The organism is Xenorhabdus bharatensis, from assembly GCF_037996705.1.
Taxonomy (GTDB): domain Bacteria; phylum Pseudomonadota; class Gammaproteobacteria; order Enterobacterales; family Enterobacteriaceae; genus Xenorhabdus; species Xenorhabdus bharatensis.
On the sequence record NZ_JBBMXG010000006.1, the window covers coordinates 54,128 to 79,114 of the forward strand.

A 24,987-nucleotide genomic window follows, 5' to 3' on the forward strand; every position below is an offset into this window, starting at 1 on the left:
CAGCTCACCCTATAAATAGCTGCTGTCTCAAAAGAGACAGCAGCCTATCCGATTAAACGATGAAATCCATTTCAGGCGATGGCTGACCAATAATTTTCACCAGAAAATCATTTCCAGCTAACTCACCTCCGAGGCTGATAGACATATCTGTTACATCCGTTAACTCGTTATAATTCAGTAATACTTCACCTGCTTTTCCTGAGAATGAGTTAACAAACTTGAGATCGCCTTTGCTTCCGAAGTTAAATTGTGACAGGTCGATTTTGTCTTCACCTGAGACAAAATCGTGGATCCAGTCGGGGTTACTTTTCAGTGACTCTTTGCCATCCAGATAGACAAAAGTATCCTTACCTGAGCCGCCCCAAAGATGATCACCGCCCAGACCGCCATAAATGACATCATTGCCTGCACCACCTTTCAGGATATTATCTGCGCTGTTGCCGACGATGATGTCGTCACCACTGCCACCAATCGCATTCTCAATAACCACGCCACGCGCAATGGAAACATTACCTTTCAGGCCGCCCACATCCGAGAACGCGCCTTCATTCAGATTAATACGCTGATTCTGGGTAAAACCGGAGAAATCAAATGTATCTTCCCCGCCCGCATCCCAGACGCTGAATAGCAGTTCGCTGTCAGCATTTGTTGCGGTCATAAAGTCACGGTCGGTATTGGAATTGAACCCATATACGGTATCACCTTTACGGGTTTCCATATTGGCGCCGTACAGAGCCTGAATAGCAGTAATATCATTCAATAATGGAGCGGATGAGTAATTCCCCTGAAAATCCTGACCTGTGAATTTCTCACTGAAATAACTCATCACGGTATAAGCGCGGCTATCTTCGAAATATTTTCCGACATTGGGATAAGTCGGCCTTACTGCGTCAGAGGCATCATAATCAGCAGGATGCTCCAGACCTAAGGTATGCCCGATTTCATGAACAAACGTCTGTCGTCCGTAGCCATTTACACCAATATCATTCGTTTTAAACGTATGGTTTTGCGCGTTGTACCAAGAATACGTTGTATTTTGTCCTCTTGGTAAAGTGGCAAAGGCATAATCACCACTGGCACTATAATCAAAGAACCCAAAAGTGATATTAGCATCGGAAAGTTTGCTGACTTCCGTAAATTTTATATTGGCAACATCAGACCAGGATTGTAATGAAAGTCTGGCGGCTTCTTTTTGTTCCGAATTAAAAGCCCGGAAGTCTGAAATATCAAACCTCGGCATGATAGACGGTGCTGTTTTTAAAAAATGATAGGTTAATTCTAATGTGCCGGAAGACCCGACTTTATTATTCCCCCAGTGGAAGTTAGTCCGCAAAAGCTCATCCGGGGCCTTATCCCCCAAAGGCTTATGAATAACACGGATATTTAGATCAGAGTTTGGAACGTAAGCTGATAGTAGTGATGTCACATCCTGTACAGAGTGAGAGTTAGAGTCGGATAACCCCGTATAGGTATATTTTTTCTTTGAGGTCATATAAATCTCCTGTAAAAAAAGACTCATAGTTTATGCCCCGCTATCTCAATAATAGCGGGTATATGAGTTTATTATTCTTCCTAAGCCAGTGATTAGAAGTAAAACTCTTGGATAAAATAACGCCAGTTTCTGGCTGTGTAAAAATGATTGATGCATCATTTTAAATTATACATTAAACATATTTAATTTCCGTGTCTAATTATTAATTTGAAAATAAACGATTGCGTTAACAAAAAAGAATCTTTCTTTAATTATTAAAAAATATAACTTTTTATATAAGAAATTAATTTAAATAAAGAGTTAACTTAGGTGAAAATTTCTTTTGATTTTAAATTTAGAACAAAGAAAAATAAAAAATGCCCCGGTTATGTAAAAAATTAAATAACCGGGGCATTTTCAGATTGTTTAAGAGATAACTGCCGGAAAATAAGAAAGGCTCAATCAAAAATCACGATGCATTGCATAAGCAGACCAAATGCGGCGAACGTGTACTGTGATTTCTTCACGATCATGATATAAGTGTTTTGCCTGAATCTGGGCATTAACCCCACTTTCTTTCAATTGACTCTCAATTTTTTCCAGAATATGAGCCACTTCTTCATAACGTTTTTTCATCGGCAATTTAAGGTTGAAAATTGCTTCACGGCACCAGCTTTTAGCCAGCCAATCAGTCATAAGCTGGGCAACTTTAGCCGGTTTCTCTACCATATCGCAGACTAACCAATAAATATTTTTTACCGATGGTTCAAACTTGAAACCATCCACACGATGGTGTTTCACCTGACCGGTATCCATCAGGCTCTCAGCCATTGGCCCGTTATCCACCGCATGAACTATCATGCTGCGTTTCACTAGCTGGTAAGTCCAGCCCCCCGGACAGGCTCCCAGATCCACCGCATACAAACCACTATCAAGACGCTCTTCCCATTCGTCATAAGGGATAAACATATGGAAAGCTTCTTCCAGTTTCAGTGTCGAGCGGCTTGGTGCATCCGACGGGAATTTCAGGCGCGGGATACCCATGTAAAAACGCGAGTTATTATTACTGTAAGAATACCCGACATAACAACATCCGGGGGCAATGAAAAAGACATGAATAACCGGACGACCGGGGTTTTCCTTTACCAGCAGCAGCTTTTCCTGTCGCATCGCATTACGCAGAGGAACCGTAAACTTACGGCAGAATTTCATCAATTCCTTACTTTCATTGGTATCCGGTACTTCTACGCGCAATTCGCCTGCACGTTCAATAACACCACTCAGCATGCCAATGATAGGCGTAATACGATCTTCCTGAGGCAAATCTTTCAGCAACTCACCCACAACCAGCATCTGGCGGGCAAAAATGAACTCACGGAATGGAATTTCACGGATCAGGCGATCGGCATCATCATGCTGATAACACTCGAACAACACATAACCGCTGTTTTCTTTCACTCGGGCAAAACCGTAGATTTCTTTCTGCCCGGCTTTATGCGTAATTTCTGCCGCACACTCTTTTTCAAACCCGGGGCGGCAATATAAAGCAACTTTATTCATGGCTAAGCGCCGATTTCCTTAGACGCAGAGCGCCAATTAATACACATAACCAACCGATGAGAAAACTGAACCCACCAATTGGTGTCAGATAAACCAAAAATTTTAGCGGTAAAAAGGCCAGACAATAAAGACTGCCACTAAACAGGATGATCCCGGCGACAAAAAATATTCCTGCTCGATTAAATAACGTCACAGGTTGCCTTATCAGTACAGCCGCCAGCGCCATCAGCGCCAATGTATGTAATCCCTGATATTGCAGACCGGTATGAATCCACTCCATTTGCTTCGGTGTCAGCACCGATGCCAGAAGATGAGCCCCCATCGCTCCAAAGGCCACATAAAAGAAGCCACTTACTCCGGAAAAAACAAGCATTGCACGGCTATTCATTGCGCTGCTCCTGCTCTCATTCGTTAATGTCATTCGCTCGTAATAAAGCCTAATCGTTCCTGTTCACTCGCCGCTTGTGCAAGTACCCATTTACGAAAAGCTGCAATCTTGCCCAATTCTGCCTGATTATCCTGACAAACCAAATAAAATGCATTCTTACTGACCAGAACATCATTAAACGGACACACCAGACGCCCTGCATCAATTTCATTTTGCGCCATCACATTATTGGCAAGCGCCACGCCCTGCCCGTGTACCGCAGCCTGAATCACCATAGCACTATGGCTGAATATCGGCCCCTGCTGGACATTGATCAACTGCTGCATATCAAGCTGGCGAACATAGGCCTGCCAGTCCCGTCGGGAAGAATCATGCAACAAAGTATGATTAACAAGGTCTGCCGGTGTTTTCAGCGGACGCTCCCCCATTAATAAAGAAGGGGAACAAACCGGCAATAAGTATTCAGGATAGAGCCGGTCTGTCCGCAGACCCGGCCAGTTTCCCCGCCCATAGAAAATAGCGACATCAACATCATCTGCCAGTTTATCTTCTTCCCGATCCACGGCCTGAATCCGCACATCAATACCCGGAAAACTCTGGTTAAAACCAGAAAGCCGTGGCACCAACCACTGAATAGCAAAACTGGGAGAAAGACTGACCGTAAGTGCACCTTTGGCACTACGGGCCTGAAGTTTCCGGGTCGCTTCATTAATGGCGGTGAATATTTCTTTAATATCCAGATAGTAACTTTGCCCCTCTTCCGTCAGCAACAAAGAGCGGTTGCGACGACGAAAGAGTTTCAGCCCCAGAAAATCCTCCAGACTTTTCATCTGATGACTGACAGCAGCCTGAGTAACAAATAATTCTTCTGCCGCTTTAGTAAAACTTAAATGACGTGCAGCAGCATCAAAAACTCGTAACGCATTGAGTGGTGGTAAACGTTTGGACATGTTGGTTTCTTATATAGTGGTTACGATACCGGTAACTCTTTTCTCTCAGGTATTAGTTTTTGTAATCCGAAGCATTATAATTTGTCCATTGATGATATACCAGCAAATCCCTATAGTGTGCGCACTTCCTAAGCCGGAACGAAAAGTAGCTCTGTGCGGGCAAATTTGGAGTGATACAAATTTGCAGCAATACATAGGTACTTTTGGCTTTGTGGTTGTGATGTTGTGTTTGCAAGTTGTCTGGGAAACCAGACTTTGTAGCGTATGCTACAGTTTATTTTTCACTTCCTGTACATTTACCCTGTCTGTCCATAGTGATTTTTTTATGCACCGCAATTGCGGTGCTTTTTTTCGCTGCTTTGCTGTAAAATCCCTCCAACCTGATTAAAGAAAATGAATTCTTTTACCACTCAAATTAACATCATTTATGAAATCCTTTGATTCAGAAAAATTTCGCGGCCAGTTTCCTGCCCTACAGCCATCTTCTGAGTTTCCAGAACCGGCAGTGTTTCTGGACAGTGCAGCAACTTCCCTCAAACCCGCGTGTATGATTGAAGCGACTCAATGCTACTACCAGAATCACAGTGCAACAGTTCATCGCAGCCAACACGCAACGGCCCAGGCAATGACCGAGCGCTACGAACAGGCACGTTCTTTAGTGGCTGAATTGATCCGCGCCCCGCAACCGGAAGATATCATCTGGACAAAAGGCACCAGCGAAGCCATTAATCTGGTTGCGCAAGGGTATTTTCGTTCCCGTTTATCGGCGGGTGATGAAATTATCGTCAGTGAGCAGGAGCATCATTCCAACCTGCTGCCGTGGCTGATTCTGGCAGAACAGACCGGCGCTAAAGTTGTAAAATGGCCGATTGGCACAAGATACCAACCAGAAATTGATACGCTGGCAACATTGCTCAATGAGAAAAGCCGGCTGATTGCGATTAGCCAGATGTCAAATGTCACTGGGGCGGCTGTCGATTTGGAGCAGGTTACAACCCTCGCTCATCAATATAATTGTCTGGTACTGGTTGATGGTGCTCAGGGGATTGTCCATTCTCCTGTCGATGTACAGCAGGCAGATATCGATTTTTATGCTTTTTCCGCTCATAAACTCTATGGCCCGAATGGATTGGGGGTACTGTATGGCAAAGGAGCATTACTGAATGCAATGTCCCCGTGGCAGGGCGGCGGAAAAATGCTGACTCAGGTTTCTTTCGACGGTTTCACGCCGGAAGCCGTACCTTATCGTTTTGAAGCTGGCACACCGAACGTGGCGGGTGTTATTGGTTTCGCTGCTACTCTAGAGTGGTTAAAAACCGTCGATACTCCACTTGCCGAATCCTATGCCGTTGCCCTGACTGATTATGCAGAGCAACAACTTAGTGCAATACCGGGCTTTATCAGCTACCGCTCAGCGGGTTCCAGCCTGCTGGCTTTCAATATTGCCGATATACATCATAGCGATCTGGCAATGCTTATTGCTGAACAGAATATCTCCCTGCGCTCAGGGCAACACTGTGCTCAGCCTCTGCTTGATGCGCTAGGGATCGACGGATGCCTGCGTGCTTCGTTTATGCCTTATAACAATAGAGCAGATGCCGATAAATTAGTCAGTGCGGTAAAATTCGCTCTGTCGCTGCTTGAGGATTAAATAACTGATGACATCACTTTCAACCCCAATACCGTCAACATCAATCGTTGCTCCGCATCCATTCGGAACCGAAATGACAGAGCAGCGGCTGATGGAAACATTTGAGCAATGCCGATTGTGGGAAGATCGCTATCGGCAGCTTATCGGGCTTGCCAAAAAACTACCGGCTCTGCCCGATGAACTGAAACAACAGCAGATTGAAATCACAGGCTGTGAAAATAGGGTTTGGTTAGGGCACCAGTTACTTACTGAGAACCGCCTGCATTTTTACGGTGATAGTGAAGGCCGTATTGTAAAAGGCTTGCTGGCTTTTATCCTGACTTTCGTCGAAGGAAAAACGCCGGAACAGGTCTTGCAGACACCATTAATCGAACTATTTCAGCAAGCAGGCCTTGAACAACAACTCAGTGGTTCACGAGTTAATGGTGTCAAATCTCTGATTAACACCATCCAAGAAATCGCCCGTACTTATCAAAGTGGTGCTTTATAGTATATTTCGCTGCTGGCCCTGATGTTTTACCAGCATTTCCTATAATTGATTGCTAAAAAAATGTTGCGGCGAATGAAACAGGGATATACAGTGCTCCTTGTAGCGCAACAGGGAGCATTGAGGTATGATCAAAAGCTTCAAACATAAGGGATTGCGTTTATTTTTTGAAACAGGAAAGACATCTGGCATTAACTCCCAACATGCCAAAAAACTCAGGCAGAGACTTGCGGTGATTAATGATGCAGAAGTTATCGGGGATATTAATTTACCCGGATACAGACTACACCCACTAACTGGTGATAGAGAAGGTCAATGGTCGGTTACTGTGTCAGGGAATTTGCGTGTGACATTCGAGTTTATTGATGGTGACGCATATATTGTTAACTATGAGGATTATCACTAATGAAGATGTTTAACCCCCCTCATCCCGGTGAAGTTATTGCCGATGCTTTAGAAGAGTTAGGTTTAGGTATTCGTGACCTTGCTAGAGCATTAAATGTTGCACCTTCTACAGCCCAGCGGCTCGTAACATGTAAAGCATCTGTGACACCAGAGATGGCCGTTAAATTATCTAAAGTTCTCGGTAGTAGCCCCCGGCTGTGGTTGAAATTACAAGAGACATATAGCCTTGATAAAGCAGAAAAAAATGTTGATGTTTCAAAATTAACACCGTTATTTATTCCAGTTAATTATTAGTAGATTCATTATTCACCCCGCCTAGAAATGCGGGGTAACATTACTAAAGGCGATTCTCCCGCTCTGCTTTAGCGACCATTTTCTTTAATGCGTGAGAGACAGAAACAAATCCAAAAGTTGCCGTAACCATGGTTGCGGCACCAAAACCAGAAGCACAATCCATCCGTTTCGAACCATCAGCCGTACTTTTAGCCGCACATACCGTACCGTCAGATTGTGGGTATACCAACTGTTCTGTTGAGAAAACACAGTCAATACCCAGTTTTCCTTTACCGTTTTTCACAACACGATAATCAGATTTCAGGCGTTCTTTTAATTTAGCAGCCAAAGGGTCTTGCACGGTTTTGGCTAGATCCACTACCTGAATCTGAGTGGGATCAAGTTGCCCGCCAGCGCCTCCGGTTGTCACCACAGGGATCTTATAGCGGCGGCAATAAGCCAACAAAGCGGCTTTCGGGCGAACGCTGTCAATAGCATCAATGACATAATCAAAATCCGCTGATATCAGCTCCGCCACATTATCCGGTGTAACAAAGTCATCAATACAGGTGACGCGACATTCAGGATTAATTGCCCGTATCCGCTCCGCAATCACGTCCGTTTTTGCTAACCCCACATTCTGTACCAGTGTATGCAACTGGCGGTTAGTATTCGTGATACAGACATCATCCATATCAATCAGCGTGATCGCCCCGATGCCCGTGCGAGCCAACGCTTCCGCCGCCCATGACCCTACACCACCAATACCGACAACGCAGACATGTGAACGAGCAAATAATGAAAGCGCTTTCTGGCCATATAACCGTGCAGTACCAGCAAAACGTTGAAGATAAGCATCAGAGAGAGAAACTTGCATCATTAATAAATCCTGAATAAAACCTCTGCCAGCTGATACCGCTATTTTTTGACAGATAACCGGTCATAAATAGGTAAGAGATGGCAGGTGATCGATAATTTGAACTGAGCAGGATCTTACTGGTTTGCCGCCAAAAAGCCAGTTGATGCTTTCTTTAATATCCAGACACGCCCGTAGTGATTATAGAAACCGGCCATTTCACCGGCTCTGCCACCAACACCATGATAAATATCGAAATGGTGACCTTTTATCGCGCCACCGACATCCAGTGACACCAACAAACGTATCCGATATTGCCCGGTGAACTGCCCCAAATTATCCAGCACAGGCACTTCTGCCAGTAATACTGTTCCGGGCGGAACCAATATTTTATCTGATGCAACTGAGGCTTTGGCAACTAAAGGCACGGCGCTGGCTCCCCGAACCGGAGTATATGGCTCTGGTTTAAAAAATACAAAAGACGGGTTTTGCTCCAGAATTTGTCTCACATCAGATTCATTATTCTGTTCAGCCCACTGGCGAATCGCTTTCATTGACATTTTTTCGCGGGGAATATCTCCCTTCTCAATCAATGCCTTGCCTATGCTGCGATAAACCTGACCATTTTTCCCACCATAACCGAAAAACGTCAGCGGGCTGTTATCACCAAAATCCACATAACCACTGCCTTGCACTTCCATGAAAAAATTATCAATCAGGGAATTGCTGTAGCCGATGATCCATTTTTTACTGAGGGCACCATTATAGATAGCTGAGCGATCCGGTAAGCGGGAAACCGATTTAGCCGGCATCCGGTACAGAGGATATTTAAATTCCCCTTGCCTGCTGTGGCGAGCCTGCAAAATAGGCGTATAGTAACCCGTAAATTTGACATTACCGTAGTTGTCTTCGCCTTCCATCTGATAAGCAAGCAGACCGAACTGATTTAAATTGCGGACATCGCCACCATCCTGCGTCCAGTTTTCAATTGCATCAAAAGTTGCGCGATGGCTGGCATACAGTTTGGGAGAAGTTTCGCTGATTAATCTCACCTGAGTGGCAAAATCACTGATATTGACGGGAGAGCCTTGCGTATTTGGTGTATCAACCAGCCGGAAATCCTGAGCAAAATGGCCATCCTTATACTGCTGTCCTTGCCCAGTTTGCTGCCCTTGTTCAGGCGGGCGCTGATGACAAGCAGATAGTAAAGAAATGGCGACGCCACATAAAAAATATTTACTCCAAAGTTTCATATTATGCTCCATTTCCTGCCATCCCTAATCTGACAGCGAACAATATCAAACCTGTATAAATAATAAAATGTAGTTAGAAAAAAATAGATTATGCTATTTAAATCACAAATGAACAAAAATAAAACAGAGCGCTTTATTTTTAACCCATAAGCAAACAAAATTGGTAAATATCAACAAAAAAGCTTGCAACGGAAAGGATCCAGAGTATAGTGTGCCCACATCGGACGCGGGGTGGAGCAGCCTGGTAGCTCGTCGGGCTCATAACCCGAAGGTCGTCGGTTCAAATCCGGCCCCCGCAACCAATTCGATATACTCTTTATCGAGACAATTTAGCATTTGCAGTAGTTAGACGGACGCGGGGTGGAGCAGCCTGGTAGCTCGTCGGGCTCATAACCCGAAGGTCGTCGGTTCAAATCCGGCCCCCGCAACCAATTCGATATACTTTTTATCGAGACAATTTAGCATTTGCAAGCAGTTAGACGGACGCGGGGTGGAGCAGCCTGGTAGCTCGTCGGGCTCATAACCCGAAGGTCGTCGGTTCAAATCCGGCCCCCGCAACCAATTCCCAGATTCACATCTTATTTCTTCCCAACTTTCCAGCTTAATTATCTTCTTTTTTACACTTATTTTTCCTTGTCTAATACCACAAATATCACTATGCTGTTTTTCAACAAAGCTGTTTGGTTTCAAGTGTAACACTCTCTTCCATATGCCTTGCTCTCATATAGAGAAATAAGGGTAATGCAAATGATACACCCATACACAAACCTAACAGGGAATAAATACCATTTGGCATTTTCAGGCGTCTGCTTTCATAAACAACAAAGAAAATTAACACGATAGCTGAAACAACGACATCAGCCACAAAGAAGCGAGAGGCATCATTTCCCAATAAAAGCTGTATAAACAAAGACACGTTTAAACCGTTTTCGGCTAAAAACAAGAAAACAAAATACCAAGGGATTACCGCACCTAAAATAGTCAAAACTAAGTAAAATCGTTTCATGATTTAAATCCTTAATTGCTTATTTAAGTTAAATAATTCCATTAACACAACATGCTAATATTAAAAACATTTAATATATTAGATGAAAAACACTAATAGGTAAATTAAAAACGCACCAAACAAAGATATAATTCTTTAAACAAAGATATCACTATTTTTTAAATAATTTAGAATAAGGCTAAAATTAAATATTTTTAACTAATAAATAATTATTATATACATTGGATTTCAAGATGCATCGCGCGGCAAGGGAGACCATCCTAAAGAGCATAACCGTATATTTATAAAAACGGTGGCGGTGGTGAACGAGCGCAGCCAACAAATAGGCAACTTGAAAGACGAAGTGTATAGTGTGAATTAGTTTTCCCAATAAGGATAAAAATATGCCCTTCTTTCCTCCATTCAGAACACAATTTAATCGAGGCGACTTGATATACGGATTAACAAATATCAGATATAAATATCTTAACAAAGAACCATTTGAAACCGCTCGTATCTGTAATATAAATAATAGTTATCCACCCGTAGTTATTGATAAATATTTAACACCAATAGATAGAATTTATATGCAGGAAAAGATGGATGAATATGATAGAAGAACTCAACAAAATGATTGGGACGGTTACGACAAAGAAGAATTCAAAAAGCAGGTAAATTACTTCGACTTTTCCTTTAAATATGCCGACAAAAATAATAAAAATTATAGCATGTATGAAAATGATTTCTTTGGATTTATTGAAAATCACAATAAATACAAAACCGCTCTTAATGAAGAGTTAGAATATGATAAAAACACTATGGGAAGAAAATGTAAAGGAGGTTTGTTATGGGTAACTTTGAGTGGAAATCAATTAACCAACAGTATGCATATCCATTTCATACTTGATGATATAAATATGGATACAGTCGTTAATAAACGTGATGATAATATAACAGGAAAAGAGTTAAGGTGGCTTTACCGGAATAGAAAATCCCCTTATGTAGCTACAAAGGTACAATTTTGGTGCGCTGATAACCCCACTCTTCCACCCTGGGAAACTGAAGAAGCGATATGGGAAAATTATATACCCGGGGAGGGCTATTCTGGAACGTTTTCTCAGTTATTTAATATTTGATGATATCATCTCTATTTTTTGAGGAAATATTTCACCTTGTGCCAATTCAGCCCCATACTTAAAGTAGGCTTTAATCCGCGAAAAACATTTAATATATTATTTGAACAACACTAATAGGTAAATTAAAAATACGTCAACCAAAGAGATACATCTTTAAGCAAGGTATTATTCTTGCTTAGATAATTTAGAATAAAGTTAGAATAAAACAATGTAGTTAATAATTATTAGCATGAATTTATTTTCGAAATAAGGATAAAATATGCCATTTTCAAAGCCTTTTAGAGACATTTTTTGTCATGGTGATTTAATATATGGTTTAACTGACCAGAGAAATAATTATATTAATCACCCCAAATTTGAAATAGCCAAAGTTAATTTTTGCGAACAACGTTATCCGCCTGTGGTTATAGATAATTATCTATTGCCTATAGATAAACAAATCATCACTGAATTTATGATAATTTATAACACAAGGGTTAAGGAAAATGACTGGGAAAACGCCGATGAAAAAGAATATTATCGCGAAAAAATGGAGAATTACTACAGCAGAGTTGAATATATTAAAAAACCGGAATATAAAGAATACGAAACTTCTTTTTGGGATCATCTGAAAGAACACTATAAATATCGTACGACTCTCGATGAAAATTCAAACATGAAAGCTAACTTAAATTTGGGAAGAAAATGTAAAGGAGGACTATCATGGGTAAGCATGAGTAATAGTGATTTAACCCGCAATATGCATATCCATTTCATACTTGATGATATAAATATGGATAGAGTCGTTAATAAACGTGATTATAATATAACAGGAAAAGAGTTAAGATGGCTTTACCGGAATAGACACGAGATTAGAGTAGCTCAACAGGTGCAATTTTGGAAAGACGGAACTCCCACTTCTCCACCTTGGGAAACTGAAGAAGCGCTATGGGAAAATTATAGATATATGGAGAACTATTCTGGAGAATTTTCCCAGTTATTTAATACCCTATAATGTTATCTCTATTTTTTCGGGGAATATTTCACCTTCGTGCCAATTCAGCCCCATTCTTAAAGTAGGCTTTAATTCCCGAAAAAATAGACTCCGCTATTTGCTGCTGAAATTTCGCAGTACGTAGCTTTTTTTCTTCTTCCGGATTACTGATAAAAGCCATTTTACCAAGGGATTACCGTACCTAACATAGTCAAAACTAAGTAAAATCTCGTCATGATTGAAATCCTGAAACGTTTTATTTAAGTTAAGTCATTACACCAACGAAATATACTGATACTTATTAAAATACAACATAATATATCAATCTAACTTCAAAATGCAGGTTTGTCATGGTTGATAATCATTTATAAAATAATACAAAAAAAATACATTTCATTAACAAACCATTGCTATAGTTAGCTGTCTTCAAACCATTAAAGAATGAAGGTCGCAATATGCCATTTTCAAAGCCTTTTAGAGATATTTTTCACCAAGATGACATCATTTATGGTTTAAGTAATCAGAGAGCTATATATGTTTATAATAAAAATATTGATTCCTTTAAACTTGCCAAAACTCGCTTCGTTAACAACGATTGTCCACCAATAATTATTGATGATTATTTAATTCCCGTGGAGAAAAAGCGTTTTATATACCTTTTCATAATAGTGAGAGTATCAGCATGCGGTGTTCCTTACCCCGCGTGTCACGCGGGGTAAGGAGTACTCCTATCATTTTGAAAAGTTATTTAACAATTTTGTTAATCATTATAACAGAAAGACTAACTGGAAAAGTCCCGAAGAAAAAGCCGCTTATGCTAAAAGAGCAAACAATTACCGTACCCAGTTAGAGAAAACACAATTAGATGAATATAAGAAATATGAAAATGATTTCTTTAATCACTTGAAAAATCATAGTAAATATCACACTGTACTTGAAGAAAGCCCAGTATGTAGTGATCTAACTGTGGGCAGAAAATCTAAAGGCGGATTGTCGTGGATAAGCAGTGTCAGTAATAGTGGATTAACTTGCAATATGCATGTTCACTTTATACTGGACGAGATAGATATGGAACGCGTGGTTTACAAACGTGACAAATATGTAACAGGAAAAGAATTAAGGTGGCTATTCAGAAATAGACATAACGCTAACGTAGCTGAAAAAATACAATTCTGGCAAAATTATGCTCCTGTTTACCCTCCTTGGGAGACTGAAAAGGCGCTATGGGAAAATTATAGATATATGGAGAACTATTCTGGAGAATTTTCCCAGTTATTTAATACCCTATAATGTTATCTCTATTTTTTTGGGGAACATTTCACCTTCGTGCCAATTCAGCCCCATTCTTAAAGTAGGTTTTAATTCCCGAAAAAATAGACTCCGCTATTTGCTGCTGAAATTTCGCAGTACGTAGCTTTTTTTCTTCTTCCGGATTACTGATAAAGGCCGTTTCAACCAGAATGGACGGTATTTCCGGTGCTTTTAATACGGCAAACCCAGCCTGATCGACACTGTTTTTATGCAGCTTATTCACTTTCCCCATTCGTTTCAGGACTTCATCCCCGAATTTCAGACTGTCATTGATCGTTGCGGTCTGAACCAGATCCAGCATCGTATGATCCAGATACTTGTCACCACTTTTACTGACCCCACCAATCAGATCAGCCTCATTTTGGGTCTGAGCCAGAAAACGGGCCATATTACTGGTTGCCCCTTTAGTCGACAGCGCAAATACAGAAGATCCCCGAATCGTACGATTAGTAAAAGCATCCGCATGGATGGAGACAAACAGATCTGCCTGCATCTTACGTGCTTTTGCGACTCTGACAGTCAATGGAATAAAAACGTCTTCATTGCGGGTCATATACACTTTCATCCCCGGCTGACGTTTAATGAGAGCCTGTAAGCGACGGGCAATTTGTAAAACAACATCTTTCTCACGGGTTTTATGCTTCCCGATAGCGCCCGGATCTTCACCGCCGTGCCCCGGATCAAGCATTATCACAATCGGCCTGTCTTTTCCTGCCTTGCCTGCTTTTTTTCTCTTTGCCGGCATATGCTTTTCGAGATTCCCGCTGTTGTACTCTTCTAACAGAGCCAGTAACGGATCATCATCAACTTTCGCAGCTTTTGGATAGAGATCCAGCACCAGACGATGTTTAAATTCCGCAATCGGTGGCAAAGTAAAAATATGTGGCGAAACAGGTTGTTTAATTTCAAATACCAGACGCACCGTTTTGGGATCAAATTGCCCGGCCCGTATCAGTTTCAGATAAGGGTCACTTTTCTGAATCTTCGCGCCCATACTACTAAGCACACTATTAAGCTGAACCCCTTGCAAATCAATAACAATGCGGTTTGGATTCACAAGTGAAAACTGACGGTATTTAAGAGGAATATTAGACTCCAGCGTCACGCGGGTATAACTTGATGCCGGCCAGATACGGACAGCAATCACTTTTGATGCAGCTGCATGCCCTACGGGGCTGATACTTAATAGCCACAGAGCCGCTGCACCTTTCAGTAAACGACGACGCGAAGAATTATGGTCTGAATGACTCATTATTTATTCCATTTAAAACAATCAAACAGTAACTTTTGTTAAAAAGCAAAAGACAGTCAGGTGGGAAACTCTAATTAATTACAACCAAACTGTCATCAAAAAAAGCATTTCCTGTTCCTTCAATAGCTTAATACTCATAGAAATAATAGTATTCTTTTAATCCGTACTCACTCTTGCCATTTTCCCTTTAATGAATAAAAATATAAAAAATACGAATAAAAATGCAATAAAGGGGAGCTTCATGAAAGAAAGTAGTACCGAATTGGTCGAAATCTTCCGGCATTCGGTTCCGTATATCAATGCACATCGCAACAAAACTTTTGTCATTATGCTGGGTGGTGAAGCTATCGCTCATGAAAACTTTCCGAATATCGTCAATGACATCGGTTTGCTGCACAGTCTCGGCATTCGTCTGGTTGTCGTGTACGGTGCCCGCCCGCAAATCGATCAAAATCTCAAAGAACATCACTGCCAGCCGGTTTATCACAAGTACACCCGGGTAACCGATGCCCGAACACTGGATTTGGTTAAACAGGCCGCAGGCTTGCTACAACTTGATATTACCGCACGGCTTTCTATGAGCCTCAGTAATACACCATTACAGGGCGCACATATTAATGTCGTGAGCGGCAATTTTATTATTGCTCAGCCTTTAGGCATTGATGACGGCATCGACTATTACCACAGCGGACGAATTCGCCGAATTGATGATGAAGCCATCAATCAGCAGTTAGATAATAACTCCATTGTACTTATTGGGCCGGTTGCGGTTTCCGTTACCGGTGAAAGTTTTAATCTGACAACGGAAGAAATTGCTGCACAACTGGCAATTAAACTGAAAGCCGAAAAACTGATAGGGTTCTGTTCATCACAGGGTGTCACTGATGCTGAGGGGCATACCTTATCAGAAATGTTCCCCAATGAAGGAGAAACACGGCTGAATAATCTGGAAAACGCCGGTGATTACTCCTCCGGGACAGTACGTTTCCTGCGTGGAGCCATTAAAGCCTGCCGCCGTGGCGTTCGGCGCAGTCATCTGCTCAGTTATCAAGAGAATGGCTCACTCATTCAGGAATTGTTCTCCCGCGAAGGCATCGGCACCCAGATTGTCATGGAGCGATCCGAACAGATCCGCCGGGCGAATATCAATGATATTGGTGGCATCCTTGAGTTGATCCGCCCACTGGAGCAGAAGGGGATTCTGGTTCGCCGTTCACGTGAACAACTGGAAATGGAAATCGATAAATTTACCCTGATAGAACTCGATAATATCACTATCGCCTGTGCAGCACTCTATTCCTATCCTGAAGAGAAAATCGGCGAAATGGCCTGTGTTGCTGTACATCCGGATTATCAGAACTCTGCACGCGGTGAAGTTTTATTGGATGCAATGATGAATCAGGCTCGGCAGACCGGGTTGGAAAAATTATTTGTTCTGACCACGCAAAGTATTCACTGGTTTCAGGAGAAAGGCTTTGAGCCCGCAGAAATTACGATGTTACCTGTGGAAAAACAGGCGCTGTACAATTACCAGCGCCGCTCCAAGATCCTGATGTTAAACCTGAAAGTGCATTAAAGAATAGGTTAGGCTTTAAACCATTCGGCCAGCCCACTCCGCCTTTGAGTGGGTGTCGCTACCGCTTTAACCAGAACAGCTTTATGCGCATAAATAGTCAGTTTTTCACGGGCGCGGGTCAACGCTGTATAAACCAGCTCCCGGCTGACAACAGGGGAAAACTGGGTCGGCAGCACTAATGCCGTGTGCTCAAACTCAGAACCCTGCGATTTATGTACTGTCATTACATATGCCGTTTCATGCAGAGGCAATCGACTTGGCTGAAAAGGTTTTATCTGCCCGTCCGATAACTGAAAATAAGCTTTCAGCTCGTTATCCTGATCCTTAAGCATAATGCCGATATCCCCGTTAAACAGCCCCAATGTGCTGTCATTACGTAGGATCATAATCGGCCGACCGACATAGCCCCGGTTTTCTTTTTCTACGTATTCTTTTTTACTGTAGCTGTGCCGATTCCCTGAATATCTCGGTAAAACAACCATCCCTTTACTGTGCAATAATTGTTCTACTCTCTGGTTCAACCCACTGACACCAAATGGCCCATCCCTTAATGCACTGAGTAATCTGAAACGGTTAAACTCTGTCAGAATCTCCTTTTCAGGTGCCCTTTCTTTCACCAGAGTCAAATAACGTTGATAACCTTCAGCAGTTTCAATCAGTAACCGCTGATAATCTTCATCATCAGCCAAAGTATTGAAGTAGACATCAGACAAAGGTTGTTTCAGTACCGTGGAAACACGCCTGCTATTTCCCTGATTGACCGCTGAGGCCAGTTGCCCGATACCGGATGCGGAATTAAAGCGATAACTTTTACGCAGCAGGCATAAGCTATCACGTACTGCCAGCTCAGCATCTTCCGGCTCATACTCTGAATATGACGCTAACTGGCAGCCGGTTAACCGGGACAACTGTGCTGCACGTGCCACACTATACCCCTGTTCAGCAAATCGACAGATATCCCCTAAAACCGCTCCCGCTTCCACGGATGCCAACTGATCCTTATCACCCAGAAAAATGACTTTCGCTTTTGCTGGCAAGGCTTCAATCAGACGGGCCATCATCGGTAAATCCACCATAGAAGCTTCATCTATGATCAGAATATCCAGAGAAAGCGGATTACCCCGATGGTAACGAAGTTTCTGGCTTTCCGGCTGTGCTCCCAATAAACGATGAATGGTTTGCGCCTGATCTGGGATGCTGCGGCGCTGTTCATCTGTCAAAGCAAGCTTACTCACTGCTTCGCTGAGCGATTCCGTCAATCTGGCCGCCGCTTTCCCCGTCGGAGCGGCTAGCTGAATACTTAACTGCCGCCCCTCATTCAGCTTAATCAACGCAGCCAGTAATTTTGCTACCGTCGTTGTTTTCCCGGTTCCGGGGCCGCCGGAGATAACAGAGATACGGCTGGTCACAGCAACCGCAGCGGCCACTTTCTGCCAGTCAATTTCTTCTTCAACAGCCAGATCTTTATCAATAACACCAAATAACTCATCTAAGATGCGACGTAACTGTTTTTCATCAATATCATCCGCTAATGCCACATCAGCAAAAAATGCCGCTACCTGACATTCACTCTGCCACATACGCTGTAGGTAAAGGCGATAATCAGAAAGCCCGCGCCGGGAAAGTATGATCGGTGTAGGAAATTGCCCGTCTCCGATGGCGGGACTGGCCTGCAATGCAGAAATAATCTGTTGCCGGGAAGGTTCTCCAGCCAAAGACCAGAGTGATGCCACCAGCTCGGGATTGCGCCCTTCAAATAAATGTTCAGGCGTAACACGTTCTAAAGGCAGGCAAACATGACCAGCCCCCGCTTCCGCACTCAAATAGGCGGTAATTAATAACAGCAATGGGTTTTCATCTTCAACCATCGCATAGGCAAACTGCACATCCAATGGACGCAGTAGTTTCTGGGCTACTGCCTGCTGCAATAATGACATCATGACATTCATATAACTGCACTCATACCTTCTCTTCCTCACCAGCCGCGCTGAAAAGCGCATCCAGTTCATCAACAAACTCAACCGGCGGCAGATAGCGATAAATACCATGCCCCGGATTATTATTATCGATGCCACGCAGAAAAAGGTATATCACTCCACCAAAATGCTGCCGATAATCATAGTTCCCCAGCCGGTGACGCAGATAACGATGCAGGGCCAGTGTATAGAGCTGATACTGCAAATCATACCGATGCTCTATCATGGCAGTGGCCATTGCTTCCTGAGTATATGAACCGCTGCTTTCTCCCAGCCAGTTTGATTTATAATCCACCACATAAAACTTACCCTGCCAGCAAAACACCAAATCAATAAACCCTTTCAACATGCCTTTCACCTGATGAAAAGATAATGGTGTGCACTGTGCTGACAATGGATCATAACGATGGGTCACCGCATCCAGCGCGTTGGAATGCAGTAACTGATCAACAGGCAGATAAAACTGCATCTCATTTTGTTGATGATGGCGCGGAATATCTGCAAGGCGCATACCCTGCTCATTCAGTTCTGCCGTCTGAACATCCGTCATCCATTGTTGCAAAACCGGTGCCCAGCTTTCATCAAACCCTGCTGTTGACAGTTTCTCTTCCAGCCAAAGCTGTTCCGGCCGGGAGCTGAAATCCAGATCTTCCAGAATAGAATGCAGAAAAGTACCTGCGGTTGCACCACGGGGAAAAGTATGTGGTGTCATCAGCAATGATGGCTCGGCCTGTTTTTCACCGCTGGCATCAATATCCAGTTTCGGTGCAATGGATTGCACAATCACTTCCACCGATTCACCGAATGCGCTGGTATGACGCTGGGAAGATGAATGTGCAGACGCGTTTTGTAAGCCGGAGTAACTGGTCACTCTCCAGTCATCCCGGATGAAACGCCGGAATTTTCTGGCAACCAGAGACAACGTGTTTTCCCTTTGAGGATCCCACTGTTCATCTCCGAAGTTTTCTATCTGTGTCACCTGAATATTGTCATCCTGAAGTTCATCTAAGCTATGCAGTAATAATTCAGCATTGCCTTTTTGCCCTTTCTGCACCAAATAACCAAGAGCAGAAAAGTGCAAATCTGTATCTCCGGTTTTTTTCCTATTGCCGACAATCAGCGGTGCGATACCAACACTACAGTGATATACCGAGCGTGTCAGAGCCACATAAAGCAGACGTAAATCTTCAGCCAAACGCTCTTCATCTGCTAATTCCAGTTTCTCACTATCCTGAAACATACTGAAATGGGTATCAAAATTCTGACGGTCATGATAAATAGCCTGCTCCTGCTTCCTGAAACTGCAAATAAAAGGCAGCCAGACCAACGGGTACTCCAACCCCTTTGATTTATGAATAGTGCAAATCTGCACCAGATGTTTATCACTTTCCAACCGCATTTGCTGGCTTTCTAACTGTGGGTCAGGACGGGAAATCTGTTGTGCCAGCCAGCGCACTACTGCGTGTTCACTATCCAGTTGTAACGATTCTTCCTGCAACAGCTCACCGATGTGCATGACATCAGTCAGACGACGCTCACCTTCATAGCCTGCCAGCAGGTTTTCTGCAATCTGATATTTCCCCATGACAGCCCGCAACATCGGCAGAACACCCCGAGAACGCCACAACCGCGCGTAACCATCAAACTCATCCACCAGCTTATCCCATGTCGTTTCGTCATGGTTCAGCTCATCGATCTGACGGGCACTCAGACCGAATAAACTACTGGCTAATGCACTTCTCAGTACACGTTCTTTTTCCGGTGCTAACACCGCCTGTAACAGCCAGAGCAAATCTTTCGCTTCCGGCGTATCAAACACGCTTTCACGATTGGAAAGAAAGACCGACTGGATTTGCAATTCATTCAATTCATCACGGATTAGGGCTGCTTCACGGCGATTGCGCACCAGTACTGTAATATCCGCCGCAGTAACCGGGCGGCTCGTTTCATTTTGTTGCAAGCAGGCATCACCGTTTTGCCCTGCCTGCAACCAGTCTCTGATTTGGGCTGCGCACAGTTTTGCCATTCCCTTTTCATATTCACCTTTTGAAACGCCTTCTACAGACTGAAGCCAAAATTGTAAGGCCGTCTGTTCCTGACCATTAAACAGGAATTTCAGGTTATGATTTTTTTCTGCGGAATTGACATGAATAAACGGGATCTGGTCAAACAAAAACGGCTTCTCAGTATGAGAAAACAGCGTATTGACGGCCTGCACCATCGGTGCGGAAGAACGCCAGTTAGTTTCCAGCGTGTAATGCGCACTGACCTGAGAACGCGCCCGGATATAAGTGAAAATATCCGCGCCACGAAATGCATAAATAGCTTGTTTTGGGTCGCCAATGAACAACAGGCCATTTTCCGCCTGATGACGATAGATAGCCTGAAAGATCCGGTATTGTTGCGGATCGGTATCCTGAAACTCATCAATCATAGCAACGGGATAGCGCTGCCTGATCGTCTCCGCCAACTGCTCTCCTCCTTCCCGTTTCAGAGCAATATCTAATCGCGTCAGAAGGTCATCAAACCCCATATACCCACGCATCAGCTTTTCCTGATTAACGGACTGGCGTATTTCAACAATCGCTTTAGAGAGGATGATATCGCGCAGAGTCAGCGGTTGCTGATATAAATCATCAATAGCAGTAAATACGGAATGATAAGGAACCTCGCCCTTTTTGGTCTTTTCCTCCAGTCTTGACTGGCAGAATTTATCCAGTTCCTTAGGAAGCTGATAGTCTCTGGTTTGTGATTTAGCCCATTCAGAAACGCTATTTAGCCAGTTAGGCAAATGCTTCTTACTGTAACTGCGTTTATCCACTCCTGAATTATCAATCAGCGCCTGTAAATCCGGTATTGCTTCATTCCACTGCTGTTTTACACCGTCGATCAGGGTGATTATCTTTTCATGGCGGCTGACTAAGGTTTCATTCTCATCCGGCACATTATCAATATAAGGCATATCCCCCTGCAAATGGGCTAAAACATCCATCAGCAGAGCCTCCGGCCCGCTCCATTCCTGACTGATCACCGTCGCCATTGACAAAGATAAGGGATAACAGTGACGTCGCCAGAAATCGGCACACCCCTGCTTACGCAGAGGATGTTCATCCTGAATCAGTGTCTGCTCGAACAATACACCGGATTCAAATGCATTGTGCACCAACATACGCTGGCAAAAACCGTGGATCGTGTAGATTGCCGCTTCGTCCATCTGACGTTCAGCAGCCAGTAGCCAAGCGGCGGCACTTTGCCTGTCAGGAATCTCGGCCAGCAATTGCTGATAAACCGGATCACTCACGTCGTTATCCTGCCGAATACATGCCAGCCGTAGCTGGTGAATATTTTCGCGGATACGACCCCGTAATTCATCCGTTGCAGCCTCGGTAAAGGTGACAACCAGGATCTCTTCAACGTTAAGCGGACGGAAAAAGGCGGCATCGCCGCCCAGTCCGAGTAACAGACGCAAGTAGAGTAAACCTATCGTATAGGTCTTTCCTGTTCCTGCTGAAGCCTCAATCAGCCGCTGACCATGCAGCGGCAATGTTAATGGGTTAAGTTGATGAGACGTTATGTTACTGAGTATTTCTGTGCTCACTGAGCATTCACCTTAACCGGTAGTTTTTGCTGGAAGGTGGATACATTCGGATAAGTTTTCCAGCCTTTCAACTGCGCATATTGATGAAGCGAGCCTTTCTTCCCGGTGATCTGTGAAACAAGTGCCAGTCCCTGACGTTTCATGACTGCTTTATCGTAAAACGCCATCAATTGTGCTTTAGTCACTTTCTCAAGGGAAGTCAGCAGTTTCTCTTTTGTATCAAACCTGAAGTTATTACGGCCAAAATCACTGCTATAACGGGATGCTTCGCCAAAAAAAGTCTGTGGCGGCTGACGCATTTCCGTCAGTAATGCCGTTTTATACTGCTCAAATTCAGCATCGGGCATTGCCTGTAATTTCTTTTCAGCCTGCTGATAGAAGCTCAGGTATCGCTGGTGCAGGTAATCCGGCTGTTTACTGTTACTCTGTAACAGGAATCCCAACCCAGACTGTTCTCCGACACTTGAATTAAAAGCGAATACTGCGTAACCCAGCTGTTCTGTTGTTCTTAATTGATCATAGAACCAAGGAGATAAAATGCGACTCAACAGATTGGAATAGACAGCCCCAGTGATGCGATCATATCCCGTTGGAATATAAATCTCAGCCAACGCATTATCGGTGCTACTGGCAGTACCTTCAAAATTCACGGCATAATTGCGATCCAATTCGATATGCTCACCGCTCCACCACTCTGTTCCCTGATTCCCGAGCTGTTTATGTGCAGCGTTAATAATATCGATACTTTGCTTTTCAGTTAAATTACCAAAGATCATCGCTTGTAAAGCCGCACTTTGGATCATCTTCTGACGGTATTTAATGACATCATCAATGCTGATGCCATCCAGCGATTTCAGAAGGTCAGCCTGTTCGATATAAGGCACACCAGATAAGCTGGAAACAGGCTGCATTGCCATTTCATAAGCTTTGCCCTCATTCGCAATTTCCAGTTGGTTACGATACCAGGACTTCGCTTGTTGCAGTTCCGTCTGAGTTGGCGTAAATGCCATGTACTGGCTAATGGTAGAAGTTAATAACTCAGGTAAATGCTGAGTATAACCATATGCTCCTATTTGTAGCCCATCCGCATATCCGACTGAAGCCCCCATACCGGCAACTGATGCCTGATAGCCAAGCTGATTCAGTGCAAGATCAGACAGGTAAGATAACAGTGAGTAAGTGACCTGTTCTTTGGCACTTTTCATGCCATCGGGATTACGTAGCTCCAGTACGATGTTTGCTTTCGGTTCATCCGCAAAATATTGGCTTTGCATATAAAACAAACGCACTTTAGGCTGTTCCAGAATCATTCGGGGATGTTTCTGGCTACCAGATGCTTTAATCAGAGTTAAGTTATCAGGAATATAAGGGTTCAGCTCCGGTAAGGAAAATGACATTCCTTTTTCAAGTTTTTGCCATTCCGCAAGCTGTTTTGGACTGATTTTATTCACCTGATACGGTGCCTGAACAAAATAAGCCTCTTTGTTGTGTGGTTCTTCCGGGCTGGTAAACCAGATGCGGGCATTTTCAGGTGTCAGTTGATCCAACCGACTGAGAATAGCCTTAGGGTTATATTTATCAGCAAGATAGGGGGCATCCAGCACATGGGAAACCGGCACTATCAGCATCATATCAGCTAACGATTCAATATAGTTCATATCCCGTACGATGGATGCGTACTTGAATGACAAATTGAATACCTTAACCATTTCATCAAAATAACTCTGTTGAATGCCTTTCTGTTTCAACAGGTTAATGTAAGCAAAGATGGCAGCAATAACCTGATCACGCTGTTGGAGACCTTTATCGGTCAATGTGACATAAATACTGAATGAACCTGAGTTACCATCAACATTCGGGTTAGCACTGGCACTGATCCCTTCGGATAGCCCCTGTTTCAGTAACCAATCAGACAACGTATTTTCACTGCGATTTTCAATCAGATAACTAATGTACCCTTCGGTTTTACTGCGAAAATTTGCAATTTCATTAGGAATACTGAACTCCAGTTGCAATGATTTGTACGGTTTGGATGGCACGTAATGGATAATGATGCCTTCTTCTTTCTCTGTTATCGCCGGGACTGTAATAGCAGGCACCGAAGCATTCCGATTCGGAATACGACCAAACGTTTCTGCGGCAATCTGAGCCAGTTTGTCTATCGACTGGTTTCCATACAGCACCCCTTTCATCAGGTTGGCTGAGTAGTAACGCTGATAAAAATCCACAAGCGCCGTCTGTAACTGGCTGTCTGGCTTATCTTTCAGTGTTTCCAGATTACCACCAGCAAAACGGGCGTTAGGGTGTGCCGGATTAAGCGTTTCTGAACGGATTTGCCAGATTCGATGCCCTTCACCTGCACGGGCAATTGTCATCTCGTTATCAACGGCATGACGCTCACGATCTGCATTGACCGGATCGAGTAAAGGCTCCGCAAGTGCATCGGCCATACGATCTGTCGCTTCTGCTAAAGCCCCGTTATCAACTTCCAGATAAAAAGCGGTTCTGTTAGATGAAGTGCTGGCATTACGGCTTCCTCCATTTTTCTGTAAAAACTCGGCAAAACCGCCCGGCTGAGGATAGCGTTTAGACCCCATCAGCACCATATGCTCCAGATAATGGGCCAGCCCAAGCTGATTATCCGGGTTCTCCATATGGCCGACAGGAAGCGCTACTGCCGCCAGTGACTTAACCGCTTTTTCATCTGAAACCAACAGGACTGTCATTCCATTTTGCAGTTGAATAGCGCGATATTCACGAGAGTCACGCTCACTTTTATGGATCGTTTCCGGTAACGGCAGCCAAGACGATTTGGCATATACTGTGACTTCCCAGAAAAATAAAAAAAGCATCGTCATGATGCGAATAACCTGTTTAGGCATTACC

General features: G+C 43.5%; 19 protein-coding genes, 3 tRNA genes and 1 pseudogene. 11 read left to right on the plus strand and 12 right to left on the minus strand.

The features are described from left to right. Positions 1-52: 52 nt before the first annotated feature. From AAC855_RS07520 to AAC855_RS07535, 4 genes are all read right to left on the minus strand, one after another. Entirely contained in the window at positions 53-1,492 is a 1,440-nt protein-coding gene (locus AAC855_RS07520) for a serralysin family metalloprotease (protein WP_340608988.1), read from the minus strand. A gap of 441 nt (positions 1,493-1,933) precedes the next feature. After that, positions 1,934-3,031 (minus strand): 23S rRNA (cytidine(2498)-2'-O)-methyltransferase RlmM, encoded by a 1,098-nt coding sequence (gene rlmM / locus AAC855_RS07525; RefSeq protein WP_340608989.1) that lies wholly within the window; start codon positions 3,029-3,031, stop codon positions 1,934-1,936. Next, complete coding sequence (locus AAC855_RS07530) at positions 3,024-3,419, minus strand: DUF423 domain-containing protein (RefSeq protein WP_340608990.1); 396 nt, start codon at positions 3,417-3,419, stop codon at positions 3,024-3,026. Before AAC855_RS07530 ends, rlmM begins: the two co-directional genes overlap by 8 nt. Before the next feature lie 29 nt (positions 3,420-3,448). Then, positions 3,449-4,369, minus strand: coding sequence for a transcriptional regulator GcvA (locus AAC855_RS07535; RefSeq protein WP_340608991.1), 921 nt, complete (start codon positions 4,367-4,369; stop codon positions 3,449-3,451). Between the two features lie 427 nt (positions 4,370-4,796). Here AAC855_RS07535 and csdA point away from each other — a divergent pair, with 427 nt between their 5' ends. The 4 genes from csdA (at position 4,797) to AAC855_RS07555 (ending at position 7,206) form a co-directional block, all read left to right on the plus strand. Further along, complete coding sequence (gene csdA / locus AAC855_RS07540) at positions 4,797-6,020, plus strand: cysteine desulfurase CsdA (protein ID WP_340608992.1); 1,224 nt, start codon at positions 4,797-4,799, stop codon at positions 6,018-6,020. A gap of 7 nt (positions 6,021-6,027) precedes the next feature. Continuing rightward, the gene (gene csdE, locus AAC855_RS07545; protein ID WP_340608993.1) at positions 6,028-6,510 is read left to right on the plus strand and encodes a cysteine desulfurase sulfur acceptor subunit CsdE; all 483 of its coding nucleotides are present in this window, start codon (positions 6,028-6,030) and stop codon (positions 6,508-6,510) included. A gap of 124 nt (positions 6,511-6,634) precedes the next feature. Beyond that, positions 6,635-6,913, plus strand: a complete 279-nt coding sequence (locus AAC855_RS07550; protein WP_099108937.1) for a type II toxin-antitoxin system RelE/ParE family toxin — start codon at positions 6,635-6,637, stop codon at positions 6,911-6,913. Continuing rightward, complete coding sequence (locus AAC855_RS07555) at positions 6,913-7,206, plus strand: HigA family addiction module antitoxin (RefSeq protein ID WP_340608994.1); 294 nt, start codon at positions 6,913-6,915, stop codon at positions 7,204-7,206. The genes AAC855_RS07550 and AAC855_RS07555 overlap by 1 nt, the downstream gene beginning before the upstream one ends. A gap of 43 nt (positions 7,207-7,249) precedes the next feature. Here the strand turns inward: AAC855_RS07555 and tcdA are convergent, their stop codons facing one another. Further along, positions 7,250-8,062 (minus strand): tRNA cyclic N6-threonylcarbamoyladenosine(37) synthase TcdA, encoded by an 813-nt coding sequence (tcdA, locus tag AAC855_RS07560; protein WP_099120204.1) that lies wholly within the window; start codon positions 8,060-8,062, stop codon positions 7,250-7,252. A 116-nt stretch (positions 8,063-8,178) separates the two neighbouring features. Then, positions 8,179-9,294 carry a murein transglycosylase A gene (gene mltA, locus AAC855_RS07565; protein WP_340608995.1) on the minus strand — a complete coding sequence of 372 codons (1,116 nt, stop codon included), beginning with the start codon at positions 9,292-9,294 and terminating at the stop codon, positions 8,179-8,181. Positions 9,295-9,519: 225 nt separating this feature from the next. Here mltA and AAC855_RS07570 point away from each other — a divergent pair. The 3 genes from AAC855_RS07570 to AAC855_RS07580 all read left to right on the plus strand — a co-directional run bounded on the left by AAC855_RS07570 (position 9,520) and on the right by AAC855_RS07580 (position 9,855). Beyond that, positions 9,520-9,596: transfer RNA gene (locus AAC855_RS07570), tRNA-Met, on the plus strand. Positions 9,597-9,648: 52 nt separating this feature from the next. Continuing rightward, positions 9,649-9,725, plus strand: a tRNA-Met gene (locus AAC855_RS07575). 53 nt (positions 9,726-9,778) lie between these two features. Then, positions 9,779-9,855 (plus strand) — tRNA-Met (locus tag AAC855_RS07580). A 106-nt stretch (positions 9,856-9,961) separates the two neighbouring features. Here AAC855_RS07580 and AAC855_RS07585 read toward each other — a convergent pair. Next, entirely contained in the window at positions 9,962-10,300 is a 339-nt protein-coding gene (locus tag AAC855_RS07585) for a DUF2834 domain-containing protein (protein WP_340608996.1), read from the minus strand. Positions 10,301-10,683: 383 nt separating this feature from the next. On the opposite strand from AAC855_RS07585, the gene AAC855_RS07590 reads away from it, so the two are divergent. Together AAC855_RS07590 and AAC855_RS07595 are read left to right on the plus strand one after the other, a co-directional pair. Then, positions 10,684-11,415 (plus strand): hypothetical protein, encoded by a 732-nt coding sequence (locus AAC855_RS07590; protein ID WP_340608997.1) that lies wholly within the window; start codon positions 10,684-10,686, stop codon positions 11,413-11,415. A gap of 259 nt (positions 11,416-11,674) precedes the next feature. Beyond that, complete coding sequence (locus AAC855_RS07595; protein ID WP_340608998.1) at positions 11,675-12,409, plus strand: hypothetical protein; 735 nt, start codon at positions 11,675-11,677, stop codon at positions 12,407-12,409. Between the two features lie 28 nt (positions 12,410-12,437). On the opposite strand, the pseudogene AAC855_RS07600 reads toward AAC855_RS07595, so the two are convergent. Beyond that, a pseudogene (locus AAC855_RS07600) lies at positions 12,438-12,578 on the minus strand (N-acetylmuramoyl-L-alanine amidase); the annotation flags it as partial. Positions 12,579-13,075: 497 nt separating this feature from the next. On the opposite strand from AAC855_RS07600, the gene AAC855_RS07605 reads away from it, so the two are divergent. Further along, entirely contained in the window at positions 13,076-13,678 is a 603-nt protein-coding gene (locus tag AAC855_RS07605) for a hypothetical protein (protein ID WP_340608999.1), read from the plus strand. Between the two features lie 28 nt (positions 13,679-13,706). On the opposite strand, the gene amiC is transcribed toward AAC855_RS07605, so the two are convergent. After that, the gene (gene amiC, locus AAC855_RS07610) at positions 13,707-14,951 is read right to left on the minus strand and encodes an N-acetylmuramoyl-L-alanine amidase AmiC (RefSeq protein ID WP_340609000.1); all 1,245 of its coding nucleotides are present in this window, start codon (positions 14,949-14,951) and stop codon (positions 13,707-13,709) included. Between the two features lie 241 nt (positions 14,952-15,192). Between amiC and argA the strand changes: the two genes are divergently transcribed. Next, a complete protein-coding gene (gene argA, locus AAC855_RS07615) occupies positions 15,193-16,527 on the plus strand; it encodes an amino-acid N-acetyltransferase (protein WP_340609001.1) in 1,335 nt (444 codons plus the stop codon). Positions 16,528-16,535: 8 nt separating this feature from the next. On the opposite strand, the gene recD is transcribed toward argA, so the two are convergent. Genes recD through ptrA form a run of 3 tightly spaced genes read right to left on the minus strand, consistent with a single transcriptional unit; the run spans position 16,536 to position 24,983 of the window. Continuing rightward, positions 16,536-18,467, minus strand: a complete 1,932-nt coding sequence (gene recD / locus AAC855_RS07620) for an exodeoxyribonuclease V subunit alpha (RefSeq protein WP_340609113.1) — start codon at positions 18,465-18,467, stop codon at positions 16,536-16,538. A 19-nt stretch (positions 18,468-18,486) separates the two neighbouring features. After that, on the minus strand, positions 18,487-22,101 hold the full coding sequence (gene recB, locus AAC855_RS07625) for an exodeoxyribonuclease V subunit beta (protein ID WP_340609002.1): 3,615 nt from the start codon (positions 22,099-22,101) through the stop codon (positions 18,487-18,489). Next, positions 22,098-24,983 (minus strand): pitrilysin, encoded by a 2,886-nt coding sequence (ptrA, locus tag AAC855_RS07630; protein WP_340609003.1) that lies wholly within the window; start codon positions 24,981-24,983, stop codon positions 22,098-22,100. The genes recB and ptrA overlap by 4 nt, the downstream gene beginning before the upstream one ends. Between the last annotated feature and the right edge of the window lie 4 nt (positions 24,984-24,987).

What these genes read in the sequence shown, in the direction of transcription:
- AAC855_RS07520 (WP_340608988.1), bottom strand. Translation starts at nt 1,492, where the DNA reads ATGACCTCAAAGAAAAAATATACCTATACGGGGTTATCCGACTCTAAC.
- AAC855_RS07555 (WP_340608994.1), top strand. Translation starts at nt 6,913, where the DNA reads ATGAAGATGTTTAACCCCCCTCATCCCGGTGAAGTTATTGCCGATGCT.
- argA (WP_340609001.1), top strand. Translation starts at nt 15,193, where the DNA reads ATGAAAGAAAGTAGTACCGAATTGGTCGAAATCTTCCGGCATTCGGTT.
- AAC855_RS07550 (WP_099108937.1), top strand. Translation starts at nt 6,635, where the DNA reads ATGATCAAAAGCTTCAAACATAAGGGATTGCGTTTATTTTTTGAAACA.
- recD (WP_340609113.1), bottom strand. Translation starts at nt 18,467, where the DNA reads ATGATGTCATTATTGCAGCAGGCAGTAGCCCAGAAACTACTGCGTCCA.
- tcdA (WP_099120204.1), bottom strand. Translation starts at nt 8,062, where the DNA reads ATGCAAGTTTCTCTCTCTGATGCTTATCTTCAACGTTTTGCTGGTACT.
- rlmM (WP_340608989.1), bottom strand. Translation starts at nt 3,031, where the DNA reads ATGAATAAAGTTGCTTTATATTGCCGCCCCGGGTTTGAAAAAGAGTGT.
- AAC855_RS07590 (WP_340608997.1), top strand. Translation starts at nt 10,684, where the DNA reads ATGCCCTTCTTTCCTCCATTCAGAACACAATTTAATCGAGGCGACTTG.
- mltA (WP_340608995.1), bottom strand. Translation starts at nt 9,294, where the DNA reads ATGAAACTTTGGAGTAAATATTTTTTATGTGGCGTCGCCATTTCTTTA.
- AAC855_RS07585 (WP_340608996.1), bottom strand. Translation starts at nt 10,300, where the DNA reads ATGAAACGATTTTACTTAGTTTTGACTATTTTAGGTGCGGTAATCCCT.
- AAC855_RS07595 (WP_340608998.1), top strand. Translation starts at nt 11,675, where the DNA reads ATGCCATTTTCAAAGCCTTTTAGAGACATTTTTTGTCATGGTGATTTA.
- AAC855_RS07535 (WP_340608991.1), bottom strand. Translation starts at nt 4,369, where the DNA reads ATGTCCAAACGTTTACCACCACTCAATGCGTTACGAGTTTTTGATGCT.
- csdE (WP_340608993.1), top strand. Translation starts at nt 6,028, where the DNA reads ATGACATCACTTTCAACCCCAATACCGTCAACATCAATCGTTGCTCCG.
- AAC855_RS07530 (WP_340608990.1), bottom strand. Translation starts at nt 3,419, where the DNA reads ATGAATAGCCGTGCAATGCTTGTTTTTTCCGGAGTAAGTGGCTTCTTT.
- ptrA (WP_340609003.1), bottom strand. Translation starts at nt 24,983, where the DNA reads ATGCCTAAACAGGTTATTCGCATCATGACGATGCTTTTTTTATTTTTC.
- csdA (WP_340608992.1), top strand. Translation starts at nt 4,797, where the DNA reads ATGAAATCCTTTGATTCAGAAAAATTTCGCGGCCAGTTTCCTGCCCTA.
- amiC (WP_340609000.1), bottom strand. Translation starts at nt 14,951, where the DNA reads ATGAGTCATTCAGACCATAATTCTTCGCGTCGTCGTTTACTGAAAGGT.